The sequence below is a fragment of the Acinetobacter sp. PW68 genome (assembly GCF_020982655.1).
In the GTDB taxonomy this organism is placed as follows: Bacteria; Pseudomonadota; Gammaproteobacteria; order Pseudomonadales; family Moraxellaceae; genus Acinetobacter; species Acinetobacter towneri_A.
Map to the genome: position 1 here is coordinate 2,347,721 of NZ_JAHZSX010000001.1, position 16,842 is coordinate 2,364,562.

The 16,842-nt window shown below is 41.3% G+C and carries 10 protein-coding genes and 2 pseudogenes; 6 read left to right on the forward strand and 6 right to left on the reverse strand.

Annotation, left to right across the window (positions count from 1 at the left end; translation table 11 throughout):
* Nucleotides 1–39 precede the first annotated feature (39 nt).
* Nucleotides 40–1,373, reverse strand: a pseudogene (locus K1T76_RS11140) (alpha/beta fold hydrolase).
* Nucleotides 1,374–1,714: 341 nt separating this feature from the next.
* Between K1T76_RS11140 and K1T76_RS11145 the strand changes: the two are divergent.
* The 4 genes from K1T76_RS11145 (at nt 1,715) to pta (ending at nt 7,316) form a co-directional block, all read left to right on the forward strand.
* Nucleotides 1,715–2,980, forward strand: a complete 1,266-nt coding sequence (locus K1T76_RS11145; RefSeq protein WP_230245388.1) for a glutamate-5-semialdehyde dehydrogenase — start codon at nt 1,715–1,717, stop codon at nt 2,978–2,980.
* A 172-nt stretch (nt 2,981–3,152) separates the two neighbouring features.
* On the forward strand, nt 3,153–3,563 hold the full coding sequence (locus K1T76_RS11150; RefSeq protein WP_180072711.1) for a hypothetical protein: 411 nt from the start codon (nt 3,153–3,155) through the stop codon (nt 3,561–3,563).
* 338 nt (nt 3,564–3,901) lie between these two features.
* On the forward strand, nt 3,902–5,119 hold the full coding sequence (locus K1T76_RS11155; protein WP_230245389.1) for an acetate/propionate family kinase: 1,218 nt from the start codon (nt 3,902–3,904) through the stop codon (nt 5,117–5,119).
* Nucleotides 5,120–5,174: 55 nt separating this feature from the next.
* Nucleotides 5,175–7,316 (forward strand): phosphate acetyltransferase, encoded by a 2,142-nt coding sequence (gene pta / locus K1T76_RS11160; protein WP_230245390.1) that lies wholly within the window; start codon nt 5,175–5,177, stop codon nt 7,314–7,316.
* 129 nt (nt 7,317–7,445) lie between these two features.
* On the opposite strand, the gene K1T76_RS11165 is transcribed toward pta, so the two are convergent.
* Nucleotides 7,446–8,057 carry a class I SAM-dependent DNA methyltransferase gene (locus K1T76_RS11165; RefSeq protein WP_230245391.1) on the reverse strand — a complete coding sequence of 204 codons (612 nt, stop codon included), beginning with the start codon at nt 8,055–8,057 and terminating at the stop codon, nt 7,446–7,448.
* 235 nt (nt 8,058–8,292) lie between these two features.
* Between K1T76_RS11165 and K1T76_RS11170 the strand changes: the two genes are divergently transcribed.
* A complete protein-coding gene (locus tag K1T76_RS11170) occupies nt 8,293–9,819 on the forward strand; it encodes a fumarate hydratase (protein WP_004974861.1) in 1,527 nt (508 codons plus the stop codon).
* A 102-nt stretch (nt 9,820–9,921) separates the two neighbouring features.
* On the opposite strand, the pseudogene K1T76_RS11175 reads toward K1T76_RS11170, so the two are convergent.
* The 4 genes and pseudogenes from K1T76_RS11175 to tig all read right to left on the reverse strand — a co-directional run bounded on the left by K1T76_RS11175 (nt 9,922) and on the right by tig (nt 14,300).
* Nucleotides 9,922–10,637 (reverse strand): annotated as a pseudogene (locus tag K1T76_RS11175) (DUF2846 domain-containing protein).
* Nucleotides 10,638–10,831: 194 nt separating this feature from the next.
* A complete protein-coding gene (gene clpX / locus K1T76_RS11180) occupies nt 10,832–12,142 on the reverse strand; it encodes an ATP-dependent protease ATP-binding subunit ClpX (protein WP_194558024.1) in 1,311 nt (436 codons plus the stop codon).
* A 29-nt stretch (nt 12,143–12,171) separates the two neighbouring features.
* Nucleotides 12,172–12,777: an ATP-dependent Clp endopeptidase proteolytic subunit ClpP gene (clpP, locus tag K1T76_RS11185; RefSeq protein WP_019836825.1), complete on the reverse strand. Its 606-nt coding sequence runs from the start codon at nt 12,775–12,777 to the stop codon at nt 12,172–12,174.
* Between the two features lie 191 nt (nt 12,778–12,968).
* A complete protein-coding gene (gene tig, locus K1T76_RS11190; RefSeq protein ID WP_179995942.1) occupies nt 12,969–14,300 on the reverse strand; it encodes a trigger factor in 1,332 nt (443 codons plus the stop codon).
* Between the two features lie 265 nt (nt 14,301–14,565).
* Between tig and K1T76_RS11195 the strand changes: the two genes are divergently transcribed.
* Nucleotides 14,566–16,707, forward strand: a complete 2,142-nt coding sequence (locus tag K1T76_RS11195; RefSeq protein ID WP_230245392.1) for a TonB-dependent receptor domain-containing protein — start codon at nt 14,566–14,568, stop codon at nt 16,705–16,707.
* The last annotated feature ends 135 nt before the right edge of the window (nt 16,708–16,842 follow it).

Here is a 16,842-nt window from a genome sequence, read left to right on the forward strand (position 1 = left end):
CTTTGGATAATTTTAAACTAAGCAAACTGATTGCACCGACTAACAGACAGATTCCAAATTTTGTGCAGCCACTTTTTGACGTTCCACATAACGCAACAAACGCTCTGCCACCTCAAAACTACCATGCTTAAATAATGCACGTAGTTGTTGCCCATCGCTTTCAAAAATTAAGCATTCAATGCTAAAACTACCTTCTTCATCCTGTAACTCTATGGCCAGATCTCGTTCATACTGTGCTGCTTGTGCCGCCAACGCTAGATTTTCAAAATTAAGCAATACACCAAAGAAGTTTAACTCAATAATGTTTGTAGCAATGTTCAAATCAGAATGACGATATTGTAAATGGCATTGCGGATTTTGCACCCGAATACGCGCTTCACACGACGTTCCATCGTCAACAACTGCGCACGTGTCAGAGGAATGATGCCATCTAAGTCCTGAATAGATTCATCGCTTAAAAAAGTCGCAAACAAATTCATGGTTTCTTTACGGCGCTGTAGTTGCGGCACATGATCTGCATTGGCAATCATGGCAAACTCCATATTCGGGCACTGTAAAGCGAAATTGGCATTTTCATGCGGTAAGGTAAAACTATCATATTGCCCACACGCCACCAAAACCTTACATTGTGGAATAGGCACATTAGTTAAACGCAATAAACGGTTGCAGTTCACATCGTAGCGATCTTGCTCTGTGGCGGTAAAGTCGGCCATTTGTCGGTAAAACAAACGCTTTGCAGTCGGAGACATGCGAGTTTGTTCCATTTTGGCATGATTGACCAAGTACAAAATCACCGCCTGACCAAACTCATCCATGCGCTGCTCTTTCATTAAATGCAGCGATTCTTCAAGCAACATGCGCCAACTTTTACGGGTCTTTTGCATAACCCCCATTAAAATCATGCGATCAATCAATTCAGGACGCTGATCTGCCAGACACGATGCCACCACCGAACCCAATGACATGCCCATGACGGACACTTTATCTAAGCCGACAATATCTAGCCAGTCACCCAACATCTGACCTAAGTCGTGCAGTTCCAACTTTCCTGCCGACTCACCTGTTTCGACGTTGGTCATTTGCTGATTGGCGCCCATAGATGGCATATCAATTAAAATAATTGGCCCAGCACGAAAGAGCTGTTCCACACAATATTTATATGAATTAAAGTTTTGGAATGCACCGCCAATAATCACAATTGGGGTTAAATGAGCGGTTTCTGGCTGAGCAATTGCCATGTATTCCACTTTCCAACCACTAATCCAAGTAGTACGAGCGGGTTGTTTAAAGCTGTGCTTATCGTAAATATCAAAAAAACAGACATGCGAACTTGCGTCCTGTACATCCGTGTCCATCTGGATCATGGAATTCATATTCCTTACCTCCATGCGTATTTTATTTTTATTGTGCAAGTGTTCGTAATTGAACGATTACCCACTTATCTGAATTAAAGTGGCATCCTGCTTATTGTTGTGAATGACATCAATGTCGTTATCGCATCATTCTATACAGGTGCTGATTTTATACGCAAGATTTTCTATGACCGCTCATCTACTTTTAAATCATGAAGCATTTCAAAATATTTATTTTAAAGATGAAAGCATTGAAAAATATGTAAAGATTGAACAATTTAGTCAATTTTCTGCCGAGATGCTTCATTGTGCAGGCACAGACTGCTAATATCGAGTTGAAATTTCTAAGTGATCAAACCGCTATGCAAGAGTCTATTGAACAATATATGCAAACGGTAGGACAACAAGCACGCCAAGCCTCTCGTGTCTTAGCAAGCGCTTCTACCCAATCTAAAAACAATGCGTTATCGGCTATTTATACGGCATTGGAAAATAGCGAGTCCGCTATTTTAGCTGCCAACCAAATTGATATGACCAAAGGTCGTAACAACAACTTGGATAGCGCACTGCTTGATCGCTTAGAACTTAACCCCGCACGCTTTAAAGGCATGTTACAAGGTCTAAAAGATGTGATTGGTCTCATGGATCCAATTGGTGAAATTACTGATATGGCTTACCGTCCATCTGGTATTCAATTGGGCAAAATGCGTGTGCCACTGGGTGTGGTAGGCATGATTTACGAATCACGTCCGAACGTGACCCTTGAAGCTGCATCTTTGGCTTTAAAATCAGGCAATGCCATTATTTTACGTGGTGGTTCTGAAGCATTGGAATCCAATCAAGCCATTGCAACTGCGATTCAACACGGTTTAAAAGCTTCAGGTTTGCCAGAAACTTCGGTGCAAGTGATTAACACTTCAGACCGTGCTGCAGTCGGGCAACTGATTACCATGTCTGAATATGTGGATGTAATTGTGCCACGTGGCGGTAAAAGTCTGATTGAACGCATCAGCAATGAAGCACGTATACCAGTGATTAAACATTTAGATGGTAACTGTCACGTATTTGTAGAAGCACAGGCTGACTTGCAAAAAGCGCTACCAATTGCACTGAATGCCAAAACGCACCGTTATGGCGTGTGTAATGCTATGGAAACCTTGTTGGTCGATGAGCGAGTTGCAGAACAATTTCTACCTCGCATTGCAGAACTGTATGCAGAGAAACAGGTCGAATTACGCGGTTGCCCAGCAACCCAAAAGATTTTAGGCACGACCGTCAAAACTGCCACAGAAGAAGACTGGTACACCGAATATCTAGGTCCGATTTTGGCGATTAAAGTGGTTTCAGGCATAGATGAAGCGATTGAACATATTAATAAATATGGTTCACATCATACCGATGCGATTATTACTGAAAACTTTAGCTTGGCGCGCCAGTTCCTTGCTGCGGTCGATTCAAGCTCAGTCATGATCAATGCATCTACTCGCTTTGCCGATGGTTTTGAATATGGCCTTGGTGCTGAAATTGGTATTTCAACCGACAAAATCCATACCCGTGGCCCTGTAGGCTTAGAAGGCCTAACCTCACAAAAATGGGTGGTCTTTGGTGATGGTCAAATTCGCCAATAAAATCCATTTGTAATTTTGCAACATCTAAATGTAATGTTCAGTTTCACATGAAGCTGAACATTACCCGACGACTCGCTTTAGACACAGTTCCACTACACACTTTCAAATTACACTCGCCTAAAATTTAAAAATTGATGATTAGAAAAAATCAGTAAAAAGAGTGACCTTGCTTATGTTTTATTACTTAATTATTAGTACTTTTGCCTTGGCACTTTTAGTGTCATTTGTGGTGATGCGTCTATTCTCTGGCTCCATTAATGATATTTTGGCACGTATCATTCACGACCCTATCCATGAAGCATGGGCAAAATACACCAAGTTTGCAGGCATGGTGGTGGGCACATCATCAGGCATTCGTATTTACGATATGGAAAAATACATCACGCCGCTGACCTATGCCGAAAATGATAAAAAAATTGTAATAGAACTGACTCAGGAGCGCTGGGTACTAGAAATTTACCGCACCATTATTGAAACATTGCAAGGTTTGGCTTGGATGATGCTGGTATTTTTTATGGTGGCATTAATTGCTTATGTGATTGTCCGCTGGTCGGAAATTAAGTACGCAGCTAAATCCAAATAAACCAAATTCAAATTAAGAAATAATTTAAAACAGTTTGCCACTCGTCTAGGCAATGAAGTGTGCTATGTTAAGAGAATACAACAGGAATTAAGCAGAAAAATTGACCGTTATTTCATAAATAAATGAAAGTTTCGGACTGATAAATTTTAATTATTTATGATTTCATGGTCGATAATGCTTAAGTCTAATCTCCTAAAGTCTATCTAGGAGCAACAAAAAACCCATGATAAAACATACATACTGATCAAGATTGCAGCGCAACACATTGCCATTTGCCATCCTTGCCGCGCAGCTTGATTCTCTAGGGATAACTTCAATTAGAATTCGGGTACATAAACGTGACTACATCAGTATTAGTGATTAACTGCGGATCTTCTTCTATTAAATATGCACTCGTGTCTGAAAGCGTTGGAGATCGTATCTTTGGTTTGGCAGAAAATCTAGGTTCTGCTGATGCACGCATTAAAGGTATTACCGCAGGTGGTGAGCCGCTCGAACTTTCTATTCCCCATGCTGACCATGAAAAAGCACTGGAAACTATTCTTGGTCGCTTATCTCAATATAAGCCTCAAGCTATTGGTCACCGCGTTGTACACGGCGGTACTTTAACCAAAGCAGAATTATTAACCGAAGAAATCGTGCAACGTATTCGTGAAGCAACTCCGCTTGCACCTTTACACAACCCTGCACACTTGGTAGGTATTGAAGCAACAATGCGTTTGTTCCCTGAACTTCCGCAAGTGGCTGTATTTGATACTGCATTCCACCAAACCATGCCTGCACGTGCATACCGTTATGCAGTACCTAAATTCTTATATACCGACCACAACGTACGTCGTTATGGCTTCCACGGTACAAGCCATGCATACGTTTCAGAGCGTGGTTCAGAGTTGGCTGGCAGCTTTAAACAAGGTGGTTGGTTAACTGCTCACTTAGGTAACGGTAGCTCGACTTGTGCAATTTGGAATGGTCAAAGTGTAGATACGTCTATGGGCTTAACCCCACTTGAAGGCTTGGTGATGGGTACGCGTAGTGGCGATGTAGACCCAAGCTTACACAGCTTCCTTGCAAGCAACTTAGGTTGGGATATTTACAAAATTGACAAAATGCTGAACAGCCAAAGTGGTTTACTTGGTTTGTCAGGCTTATCGAATGACATGCGCACCCTCATTGAAGCATCTGAACAAGGTAATGAAGATGCAACGCTTGCCATTGAAGTATTCTGCTACCGTTTAGCTAAATCTTTAGCTGCACTTAGCTGTGGTTTACCACGCTTAGATGGCTTGTTCTTCACAGGCGGTATTGGCGAAAACTCTGCTTACATCCGTGAAAAAACGGTATCTTACTTGCCACACTTCGGCTTTAACTTCAGTAAAGAACGCAATGACAGCTTAAAACGTGGTACTGAAGGTCGTATTGATGCAGGTACGGGCGGCCCACAAATTTGGGTTGTACCAACTGACGAAGAAGGCCGTATTGCGCAAGAAACTGCCCAAGTTGCAGAGGAGCTAAAGTTAGCTGCAAAAAAGTCTGAATGTGACGCTGCGATTGCTTAAGCAATCGTAGTGCTCAGCCACTTTCAATCAGTCCCTTTACGATTTAGAAAAAATTATGAAAACAATACTTTTGGTTCCTACAGAAATTGGTGTTGGTTTAACATCAGCATGTTTAGGTTTAATTTACGCTTTGGAATGCCAAGGCGTAAAAGCAGGTTTCTTAAAACCTTTTTCACAAGAATTACAACCTGAAGCAGACCGTACGACTGCATTGTATCGTCACCTGTTCAAGCATGAAACAGTTGAACCGATTTCTTATGCTGCACTGACTGAGCGTTTAAAAAATGATGAAAATGACGAATTGCTTGAAGATGCAGTTCGTTTACATCGTGAAATTTCTAAAAATCACGATATTATTATTGTCGAAGGCGTATTGCCAAACGGACGTGATCCATTTGCAACTGAATTGAATGCAAATTTGGCCAAAGCACTGGATGCAAAAGTCATTATTGTGAGCAATGCTGACATCAACAATCCGGTTAAAACAGCGTCAAAAGTAGACAATCAATTCCGTTTCTTTGGTGGTGCGTCTGGTGAACGTACTGCGGGCGTATTGTTCATGCGCACCAAAGGTTTGCCTGACGGTTCTGCACAAATTCCTGTTACGCTAGATCCAAATTTACGTTTAATTAGCGACACCAACCAGTTTGTCAGCAAAATTCAAACCACACATCCAATGATTGGTAAAGACTGCATGCCAGTGATTGGCTTAGTGCCTTTTAGCAACACTTTAAGTGTACCACGCATGTCTGATTTGGCTGCGCACATTTCAGCAGAATGGATTAACCAAGGTGAAGCAGCACAGCGTCGTGTATTACACAGCAGCTTGATTGCATCAAATATTGAACACGAAATGCATAAATTTGTGGCAGGTGAACTCATTATTAGTGGTGCTGATCGTGTCGATGTATTGCTTGCCAGTAGCTTAGCCAGCAGTAATGGTATTCCACTTGCTGGTTTGGTGTTAACTGAACAAAAAGCACCAAGCGCAGCAGCATTAGAATTCTGCCAAGCAGCTGTGAAAAATGGCTTGCCAATTTTACATACTAAATTAAGCACATTTGAAACAGCGCAACAGTTGTTAAATCTTAGCAACGAAATTCCTGTAGATGATACTGAACGAGCAGAACAAGTTACCCGTTTTGTAGCTAGCCACATCAATCAAGAGTGGTTGTCTCATTTAATTAGCGATTCGTACAAACCACGTTTATCACCTTCTGCATTCCGTCATGAATTAGTGCAAAAATCAATCGCAGCTAAAAAACGTATCGTGCTTCCAGAGGGTGATGAGCCACGTACCGTTCAAGCCGCAGCGATTTGTCAATCACGTGGTATTGCCCACTGCGTATTATTGGCAAAACCAGAAGCGGTGGTTGATGTTGCCAAAGCACGTGGTATAGAGCTGCCACACGACTTAGAAATCATCGATCCTGACTTGATTCGTGAAAATTATGTCGAAAAAATGGTTGCAATGCGTAAAGGTAAACTGACTGACGTTCAAGCACGTGAACAACTGCAAGACACCGTCGTATTAGGTACGATGATGTTAGCACTTGATCAGGTTGATGGCTTGGTGTCTGGCGCTGTACATACTACAGCCAATACAGTTCGCCCTGCGTTCCAGCTCATTAAAACTGCACCTGATTATTCATTGGTATCTTCAGTATTCTTTATGCTGTTACCTGATGAAGTCTATGTGTACGGTGACTGTGCGATTAACCCAGACCCAGATGCAGAACAATTGGCTGAAATTGCGATACAATCTGCAGACTCTGCAAAAGCGTTTGGTATTGACCCACGTATTGCCATGATTTCTTACTCAACGGGTACTTCAGGTGCAGGTGCTGACGTCGAAAAAGTAGCGAAAGCGACTGAAATTGCAAAACAGCGTCGTCCTGACTTACTGATTGATGGTCCATTACAGTACGATGCGGCATCGGTTGAAAGTGTTGGTCGCTCTAAAGCACCGAACTCTCAAGTTGCAGGTCGCGCCAATGTGTTCATTTTCCCTGACTTGAACACAGGTAACACGACATATAAAGCAGTACAGCGTTCTGCCAATGTGGTGAGTGTTGGCCCAATGCTACAAGGCTTGAATAAGCCAGTGAATGACTTATCCCGCGGTGCATTGGTAGATGACATTGTGTTTACCATTGCATTGACTGCGATTCAGGCAGAGCAACAAGCAGCTCAATAATTCGTAAAGTTAAGTTTTACAAACCACCTGATTGAAAAATTGGGTGGTTTTTTATCCCACTCTGTAGATTCATAGATCACTACAAAATAAACTGCTACAAAAATTGATTAACGCCATCCAATGAATTTTTCAAAACCTCTGCGCCAACCACACCGTATGCCCTGCACAGTCCTGATCTTCAGCTTGCATGCCTAATACCTTAAAACCATGTTGTGCTAACAATTGACGGTATTCTTCTGGCGACAAACTGGCATGATAAAGTGCCTCACCAAACATTTCCCCAATCGCCTCGCCCGCAGCAGGCCCACTACTAAACATTAAAACCGTATTGGTGGTAGACCATTGCGCAAATTTCTCGAACATGCAGCGCTGATCGTTTGGCGTTAAATGAAAAAAGCTATCCCACGCCAAAATACCATCAAAGCACTGATTCAAGTCCACCGTACGCATATCCGCTTCAATCCAGCACTGTGTAGGAAAATGTTCACGCGCCATCTCCAGCATACTGTCCGCGCTATCTACCCCTGTAAGTTGATGCCCATGTTGCAATAGATACGCAGCAATTGGACGCCCCGAACCACAGCCTAAATCTAAAATTTTGGCCTGCGCAGGCAAAAGGCCAAGAAAACGATCCAGCCAAGTTTTTTCATATAACAACTGACCACGCAAGTCCGTCCAAGCTTTTGCATGCCGTCGATAAATAGAGATAATCTGAGCAGCTAAATACGAGGAATCATTCATATTAACCTCAATCACTATTGCAAAAAAGTTCTTTAAATAGCTGAATTTACACAGACAAAACAACAAAATCATGCTGTGTTTTGGCGACATAATTTTATGGATATTTCACAAATTCTTTAAAGCTGATCAGTGTTATTAAACTTTCGCCCAAAGCTTGATCAAAGTGCCCACAATTGCTGCATTTTGTCTTATAATTTAGCCCGCTAGCTATCCGCCCGCTCAAGAGATTTTTGATATGACAACTATTATCAAGCAAGATGACTTGATCACTTCGATCAAAGACGCGCTTCAGTTCATTTCCTACTATCATCCACAAGACTTCATCCAAGCGATGAGCCGTGCTTATGATCGTGAAGAAAACAAAGCTGCGAAAGATGCGATTGCACAAATCTTAATTAACTCACGTATGTGTGCAGAAGGTCATCGTCCAATCTGTCAAGATACTGGTATCGTAAACGTATTCCTTGAAGTGGGTTTAGATGTTAAATTTGATTTAACGATGAGCTTGGATGATGCGATTAACGAAGGTGTGCGTCAAGGTTATCTAGAAAACTCAAACGTACTTCGTGCATCGGTATTGGCTGATCCTGCATTTGGTCGTAAAAATACCAAAGACAACACCCCTGCAGTGATTCACTACAAACTTGTTCCGGGTAACAAAGTAGACATCACAGTTGCTGCCAAAGGTGGTGGTTCAGAAAACAAATCTAAATTGGCAATGTTGAACCCATCTGACTCAATTGTAGATTGGGTACTTAAAACTGTTCCGACTATGGGTGCAGGCTGGTGTCCACCGGGTATGCTTGGTATTGGTATTGGTGGTACTGCTGAAAAAGCCATGATGCTTGCAAAAGAAGCACTCATGGAAGAAATCAACATGGACGAATTATTACGTCGCGGTCCACAAAACAAAATGGAAGAGCTCCGTATCGAGATCTTCGAGAAAGTGAATGCTCTTGGTATTGGCGCACAAGGTTTGGGCGGCTTAACGACGGTTCTTGATATTAAAATTAAAGACTACCCTTGCCACGCTGCAGGAAAACCTGTGGGTATGATTCCAAACTGTGCTGCAACTCGTCACGCACACTTCCAGTTAGATGGTTCAGGTGTAGCTCATATTCAAGCGCCTAAACTTGAAGACTACCCAGAAGTGACTTGGGATTCTTCTAAATCTAAACGTGTAGATTTAGACAACATTACTCAAGAAGAAATGAACTCTTGGCAGCCGGGCGATACGTTGTTATTAAACGGTACGATTTACACAGGTCGTGATGCTGCACATAAACGCATGGTCGACATGATTAACAATGGTGAGGAATTACCAGTCGACTTAAAAGGCAAATTCATTTACTACGTTGGCCCTGTCGATCCTGTTGGTGATGAGGTCGTTGGCCCTGCAGGTCCAACAACGGCAACCCGTATGGACAAATTTACTCGCCAAGTCTTAGAACACACTGGTTTGTTCGGTATGATTGGTAAGGCAGATCGTGGTCCTGCAGCAATTGAAGCGATCAAAGATCACAAAGCGACTTACCTCATGGCTGTAGGTGGTGCAGCTTACCTCGTATCTAAAGCAGTACGTGAAGCAGAAGTGGTTGCTTTTGAAGACTTAGGTATGGAAGCAATCTACAAATTCAAAGTAGAAGATATGCCTGTGTCTGTTGCAGTTGATGTCAACGGTACATCGATCCACGCGATTGCACCAAAAATCTGGCAAGCTAAAATTGGCAAAATTCCTGTTGTAGATGCAGCAGCAGAATAATATTCCAATTTAGTAATAAGCGAAAAAGCACCCAAAATTGGGTGCTTTTTTATGCTTGCTAGAAATGAATGAAAGCGATGCGCGAGATAAAGATACAAGCCCTTACCACGTTCTCGGATCCCACAATTTAAAGGGTTGAGTTAAGTGCACATCTTCCGCAGGGTCATATTTCTCATGCTTGATTTTTTGTGGCTTTTTACGCAACTTGCCTGTGGTTTGATCTTCCGCGACGAAGTTATAGCTTTCGGTTTTCAATTGAGTAAACGCTATTTCCTGTTGTGCCGTACTTGCAGGCATGAGCATTAAAGGCCCAGAAACTTCTTTGCGGGTACTCAAGTTTTCTTCATCATATTTAATAAAATACGACTGCCCTGCCTGCACCTGAAAATCCAAATACTTCGGTTTTTGGAAATGTAATGCCCCTAAAGGACGGCTCACACTCAGACGATACGCGCCCGGTGCCAGTTCAACCCAGTAATAATGATTGTGTAATAAACTTGGAATCCTATGTTTGTTGATAAACATACTGGTCGCGACAATTTCCTGTCTGTTCCATTTGGAATCTGGCCGATATAAATACACGATGGCAGCATCAGCATGTTGTGCCTGAACAGGTTTAAAATTTTGTCCTAGTTTTTGATTGACCCAACCACCAATCGTCATCATGCCCAAACGGTGCTGTTCTACAAAACCCGGTTTTTGTTCTAAATCTAAAACTTTTAAGGTACTGGGTGGTTGCGTTTGTTGCACCACGTTTTTTTGCCATGACATCCCAGCAACATTAAACTGGTCACGACCAAGATTGCGACACCACGCATGTCTATCCCTCACTGCGTTTCTTATTTTTGTAAATTAAGTTTTTTGCAAATCAAGCTGCAAATTCATTTTGCAATTGTTGTTTTGAATAATAGGCGTCCTCGCCTTGAACTAAGATTAACACCGCCTTGTTTTTTTTGACAATAAAAAACGTGCCGAAACCTAGCGTTTCGGCACGTTTCAGACGAACAGCGAATTAAGCTGTTTTGCTGTCTAATACTTTTAAGTCGACTTTTTCTTCAACTGGCTCTTCAGCTTTGGCTTGACGCTCGACCTGAAATTCAGGCTTCGCACCTTCATCAATCACAGCCTCAGTCACCACCACTGTACCTACATCGGTACGGCTTGGCAGGTCATACATGGTTTCAAGCAAAGCATTTTCTAAAATAGAACGCAAACCACGTGCACCTGTATTACGTTCAAGGGCTTTTTTCGCCACTGCACGTAAAGCCGCCTCTTCAAAGACTAAATCGACATTTTCCATCTCGAATAAGTATTGATACTGACGGGTTAAAGCATTTTTGGGTTCAGTCAGAATTTGTAATAATGCATCTTCATCCAGTTCATCTAGTGTTGCAATCACTGGCAAACGACCAATAAACTCTGGAATTAAACCAAACTTCACCAAGTCAGTTGCTTCTACCTGACGGAATAAATCCGACAATTTCTTGCCTTCATCTTTTTTCTTCACGTCTGCAGTAAAACCAATCCCACCTTTTTCCTGACGTTGCTGTACAATTTTCTCTAAACCAGAGAATGCACCACCACAAATAAACAAGATATTTGAGGTATCAATTTGAATGAATTCTTGCTGCGGATGCTTACGACCACCTTGAGGTGGAATAGATGCGACCGTGCCTTCAATCATTTTAAGCAAGGCTTGCTGAACACCCTCGCCTGATACATCACGGGTGATAGATGGATTTTCAGACTTACGCGTGATTTTGTCGATCTCATCGATATAGATAATGCCTTTTTGTGCTTTTTCTACATCGTAATCAGCTTTTTGCAACAGCTTTTGCACAATGTTTTCGACATCTTCCCCCACATAACCCGCTTCGGTTAATGTGGTCGCGTCTGCCATTGCAAAAGGAACATCCAATAGGCGCGCCAAAGTCTGTGCAAGTAAGGTTTTACCCGAACCTGTTGGCCCAACCAGCATGATGTTACTTTTTGAAATTTCGACAGTATCGTCTGACTTATGCCCTTGCTGGGTCACTTTCAGACGTTTGTAATGGTTATACACTGCAACCGATAAGGTTTTTTTCGCAGTATCTTGACCAATCACATACTGGTCTAGCGCAGCACGAATTTCATGTGGTTTTGGCAATGGACGTGTTGCCCAATCACCCGACTCAACTTGTTGACTGGTCTGAACCAAGTCTAAGCATACGTCCACACATTCATTACAGATGTATGCGTCCTCGCCTGCAATCAGCTTCCCGACTTCAGACTGCGTTTTACCGCAAAATGAACAATGTTTTTGTCCCTGAGGATGTTCGGACATAGTCACTCCAATATTTCAATCTTTAAAACTTATGGACGTTTTGTTAAAACTTCATCCACAAGACCGTATTCTTTTGCTGCCTGTGCAGTCATGAAATTGTCACGGTCGGTGTCTCTTGCGACAGTTTCATAGTCCTGACCACTATGTTCTGCCATTAAACGATTCAAACGCTCTTTAATGAATAAAATTTCTCGCGCATGAATTTCAATATCTGATGCCTGACCACGGAAACCACCCAGCGGCTGATGAATCATGACACGGGCATTTTCAAGACAGTACCGCTTACCTTTTGCACCTGCATTGAGCAGGAAGGCGCCCATAGATGCTGCTTGTCCCATACAGTAAGTCACGACATCTGGTTTAATAAATTGCATGGTATCGTAAATTGCCATACCTGCAGTGACTGAACCGCCTGGTGAGTTAATGTAAAGGTGAATATCTTTATCTGGGTTCTCAGCTTCTAAAAACAACATCTGCGCCACAATTAAGTTGGCCATATTATCTTCGACTTCACCCGTTAAGAAAATGACACGTTCACGTAAAAGACGTGAATAAATATCAAAAGAACGCTCACCACGAGAGGATTGTTCGACCACCATGGGAATTAAAGCATTTTCAATTGTTGGAACATACATAATGGTTATTTATTCCTAAATTTGTGTGACACGACTCATGTTCACAATATGAGGGATAATTGTCTAAATTGCAAAATATTCACGGCTTAAATCGTAGATATTTTGAGTTAAATGTTGTTGATCTGTGAAAAATCCAAAAACTGCGATGCAATAAAAAAGGCGCACAAAGCGCCTTTTTTACCTAAAGCCTATTAGCCTTGTTGACGAGCTTGTTGCTCTTTCAATAAGTCTTCATAGCTTACAGATGTATCAGTCACTTTTGCAGAAGCCAAGATGTGATCTACAACCTGATCTTCTAAAACAACTGCTTCAATTTGTGAACGCTGTTGTTTGTCATTTTTGAAGTATTCAATCACTTCGTTTGGATCTTCATAAGAAGAAGCCATATCTTCGATGTAAGCATCTACACGTGCTTGGTCAACTTCAAGTTTAGCATCTGCCAATACTTTGCTAACCAATACGCCTAGTTTTACAGATTTTTCAGCTTGTTCTTTGAACAATTCATCTGGAAGCATGCTTGAGTCAAATGCTTTCGCACCTTGCGCACCAAACTGCTGAGTGAATTGCTGAATCATTTGCTGACGTTGACGGTCAACTTCTTGAGCAACCATCGCTGCTGGAAGTTCAACTTCGTTTGCCGCAACGAGTGCATCAAAAGTTGCGCCTTTCACTTGGTTACGTAAACCATTTTTCACTTCACGTTCCATGTTTTTACGAACGTCAGCTTTTAATTTGTCTACGCCATCTTCTTCAGAAATACCGAAGATTTGTAGGAATTCAGCATCAATTTCTGGAAGTTTTTGCTTTTCAACAAGTTTCACAGTGATTTTGAATTGAGCTGCTTTACCTGCAAGGTTTGCTGCTTGGTAGTCTTCAGGGAAAGTTACATCAATCACTTTCTCTTCGCCTTTTTTCATGCCCACGATACCATCTTCAAAACCAGGAATCATGCGACCAGAACCAAGTACCAGTTTAAAGTCTTCAGCTTCACCGCCTTCAAACTTCTCGCCATCTACAGTGCCTTCAAAGTCAAAAGTCACTTGCATGTCTTTTTTCGCCATGCCTTTGGTTTCAACCCAAGAAGCACGTTGCTTTTGAAGGTTTTCAAGCATTTGTTCAACATCGCTATCATTTACTTCAGAAGACTTGCGTTCAACTTCCAAACCGTCAAATTTCACTTCAACTTCTGGATAAACTTCAACAGTCGCTTCATATACTAAAGCGTCGTCTTTCATTTCAGTTTTTTCGATGTTTGGCATACCCACAGCATTGATTTTTTCTTGTTGGATTGCTTCAAACACGGTGTCACGAATAATGTCGTTGACCACTTCTTGATAAATACCCGCACCGTATTCACGACGAACAACGTTTAGAGGCACTTTACCTGGACGGAAGCCGTTGATCTTCACAGTTTTGGCAGTGCGTTTCAAGCGAGCTTCAAACTGCTCGTTAATACGGCTCGTCGGTACAGATACATTTAAACGACGGGCAACGCCCGAAACCGCTTCAGAAGTTACTTGCATGGCTTCCTCGATATAGTTAGTAATAACAGTTTATAAAAAAGTGCCACATTATATGACAACATTAAAGGATATACAAAATACGTTCTGATCTCGACTGAATTTTTTTAATCAGGGTGCTATTTTCTATAAATTTTCAACTTTGTGTATATTTCTTGTTGTAAATAAGAATCCTTATCATTATTATTAACCAACTCCTTCATGAATGATTCTAATTACCATATAGGTCTGAATTAGGATCATTGATTCATATTAGAGATATAATTTTATGGCTAAGTTCAACCTACACCCGCTGTGTCTTGCATTACTTGGGGCAACCTCTACTGCTGTTTTCGCAAATACCTCTACCGATGCGACTTCAACCCACCAACTTTCCACAATTGTGGTTTCAGCGGCAGGTTTTGAACAAGAACTAAAAAATGCCCCCGCTTCTATTAGTGTGGTAACAAAAGAAGATATTGAAAAGAAAAATGCCACCAGCATTGCTGACTTATTGGCCGATGTACCTGGAATTGATATTCGCTCAGGCGTAGGTAAAACGTCGGGGCTAAATGTGAAAATGCGTGGGCTTGGAAATGATTACAGCCTGATTCTAATTGATGGACGTCGTCAAAGTACATCTTCAGATGTCACCCCGAATGGTTTTGGTGAAACATCAAATGGATTTTTGCCACCACTTGCCGCAATTGAACGCATTGAAGTAATTCGTGGCCCTATGGCGACGCGCTACGGCTCAGAGGCAATGGGCGGTGTGATTAATATCATTACCAAAAAAGTGTCAGATGAATGGAATGGTAATGTTACTATCAGCGGTAATGTGATGGAAAACAATGCCGAAGCCGATTCATGGAAAACCAGTTTTATCGTCAATGGCCCACTGATCAATGACCGTTTAGGCTTACAACTACGTGGTAGCTATTTAGACCGTCAACGTTCAGAGCGTATTGTTGATGGATCTACTGGTCGTGATCCTCGTCCAAACAAAGCAGATAACTATGATGTTGGTGCGAAATTAGACTTTAAACTGGATGATCAAAACTCTTTTTGGGTAGATGGTTTTTCATCAACACAAAAATATGATAACTCTGATCAACGTTTAGGTAACTTTATTTCACGTGGTGGCATTGCTGGATATAAAGATGAGCTTGAATTTAATAGAGTTCAAATTGCTGCAGGTCACGATGGACAATATGACTTCGGTTTATGGAAAACTTATATCAGCCACAATACGACTGAAACCAAAGGACGCACCATTCCAACAGATGCATTTCCCGCATTGGCAGGACAACCGCGTAAATTAGAAAATACTGATTTAGTTATAGATTCACACTTAGTCGCACCAATTGCAAATCACAAACTGACTATTGGTACCGAGTATAAAGACACGACTATTGCCGATGATATCGCAGGTATTGGAAAAGAATTTACTCAAGATACGTGGTCACTCTATGCTGAAAATGAATGGCAATTAAGAAATAATCTTTATTTCACCTTTGGTGGACGCTTTGAGGATCACAGCGGTTTCGGCGGACAGTTCAGCCCACGCGCATATCTAGTCTGGAATACGACTCCTGACTTAACAATTAAAGGTGGTATCAGCACAGGCTATAAAACTCCATCAGCTAAAGATTTATATAATGGAATCAATGGTTACAGTGGGCAGGGGGCAACACCAAGTTTAGGAAACCCAGACTTAGAGCCTGAAACCTCAGTTAACTACGAAATTGGTTTTAATTACCAACCAACAGACACTTTAAATCTAACTACAACAGCATTCTTTAACCAAATTAAAGATAAAATTATTTCTAAAAATTTTAGCTGTCAAACCAATGATTGTTCTAATTTCAGCAACAAAGTTACTTCTTTTAGTAAGAGCTTTAATGCTGATGAAGCAGAGGTTTATGGTTTAGAAACATCTTTACAGTATCAAATTATTCCAGAATGGGATATCAAAGCATCCTATACCTTTACCGAATCGGAAATTACCAAAGGAGAAGATAAAGGTTATGCTTTAGAATCAACTGCAAAACATTTACTTAACTTAACTTCAACTTGGCATGTAAATGATGCATTCGATATTTGGCTACAGCATGAATATCAATCTGGTCGTCCTCGCTATACCGTTAAACCTACAGATGCAGGATCGCAAAGCATTGAAACACAAACAAATAATGAGTTCTCTGGTTATAATCTCTTTAACTTGGGTACAAGTTATCAATTAAATGATCGCATTCGTATTAATGCGGCTGTAAATAACTTACTTGATAAAGATTTTACTGAAAATATGGACTACATTGATATCAATGGTGATACTCAACAAGCTTATAAATATTTATCTATTGGACGCAGTTCTGAAGGCACATATTTAGCAGGTCGCAACTACTGGCTCTCTGTTTCTTATGACTTCTAAGCCTTAAATTTCTTTTTAAACCCTGCTTCGGCAGGGTTTTCTACCTTTTCTCTCTTCTTTTTTACTGTTGTATCGTTTTTTTAAATAAAAATATTGATAATGATTATTATTTTCAAATAAAAACCACACAAACCT

Bases quoted from the DNA above. Each gene is read 5' to 3' on its own strand.
- K1T76_RS11145 (WP_230245388.1), top strand. From the start codon at position 1,715: ATGCAAGAGTCTATTGAACAATATATGCAAACGGTAGGACAACAAGCA.
- K1T76_RS11150 (WP_180072711.1), top strand. From the start codon at position 3,153: ATGTTTTATTACTTAATTATTAGTACTTTTGCCTTGGCACTTTTAGTG.
- pta (WP_230245390.1), top strand. From the start codon at position 5,175: ATGAAAACAATACTTTTGGTTCCTACAGAAATTGGTGTTGGTTTAACA.
- K1T76_RS11165 (WP_230245391.1), bottom strand. From the start codon at position 8,057: ATGAATGATTCCTCGTATTTAGCTGCTCAGATTATCTCTATTTATCGA.
- K1T76_RS11170 (WP_004974861.1), top strand. From the start codon at position 8,293: ATGACAACTATTATCAAGCAAGATGACTTGATCACTTCGATCAAAGAC.
- clpX (WP_194558024.1), bottom strand. From the start codon at position 12,142: ATGTCCGAACATCCTCAGGGACAAAAACATTGTTCATTTTGCGGTAAA.
- clpP (WP_019836825.1), bottom strand. From the start codon at position 12,777: ATGTATGTTCCAACAATTGAAAATGCTTTAATTCCCATGGTGGTCGAA.
- tig (WP_179995942.1), bottom strand. From the start codon at position 14,300: ATGCAAGTAACTTCTGAAGCGGTTTCGGGCGTTGCCCGTCGTTTAAAT.
- K1T76_RS11195 (WP_230245392.1), top strand. From the start codon at position 14,566: ATGGCTAAGTTCAACCTACACCCGCTGTGTCTTGCATTACTTGGGGCA.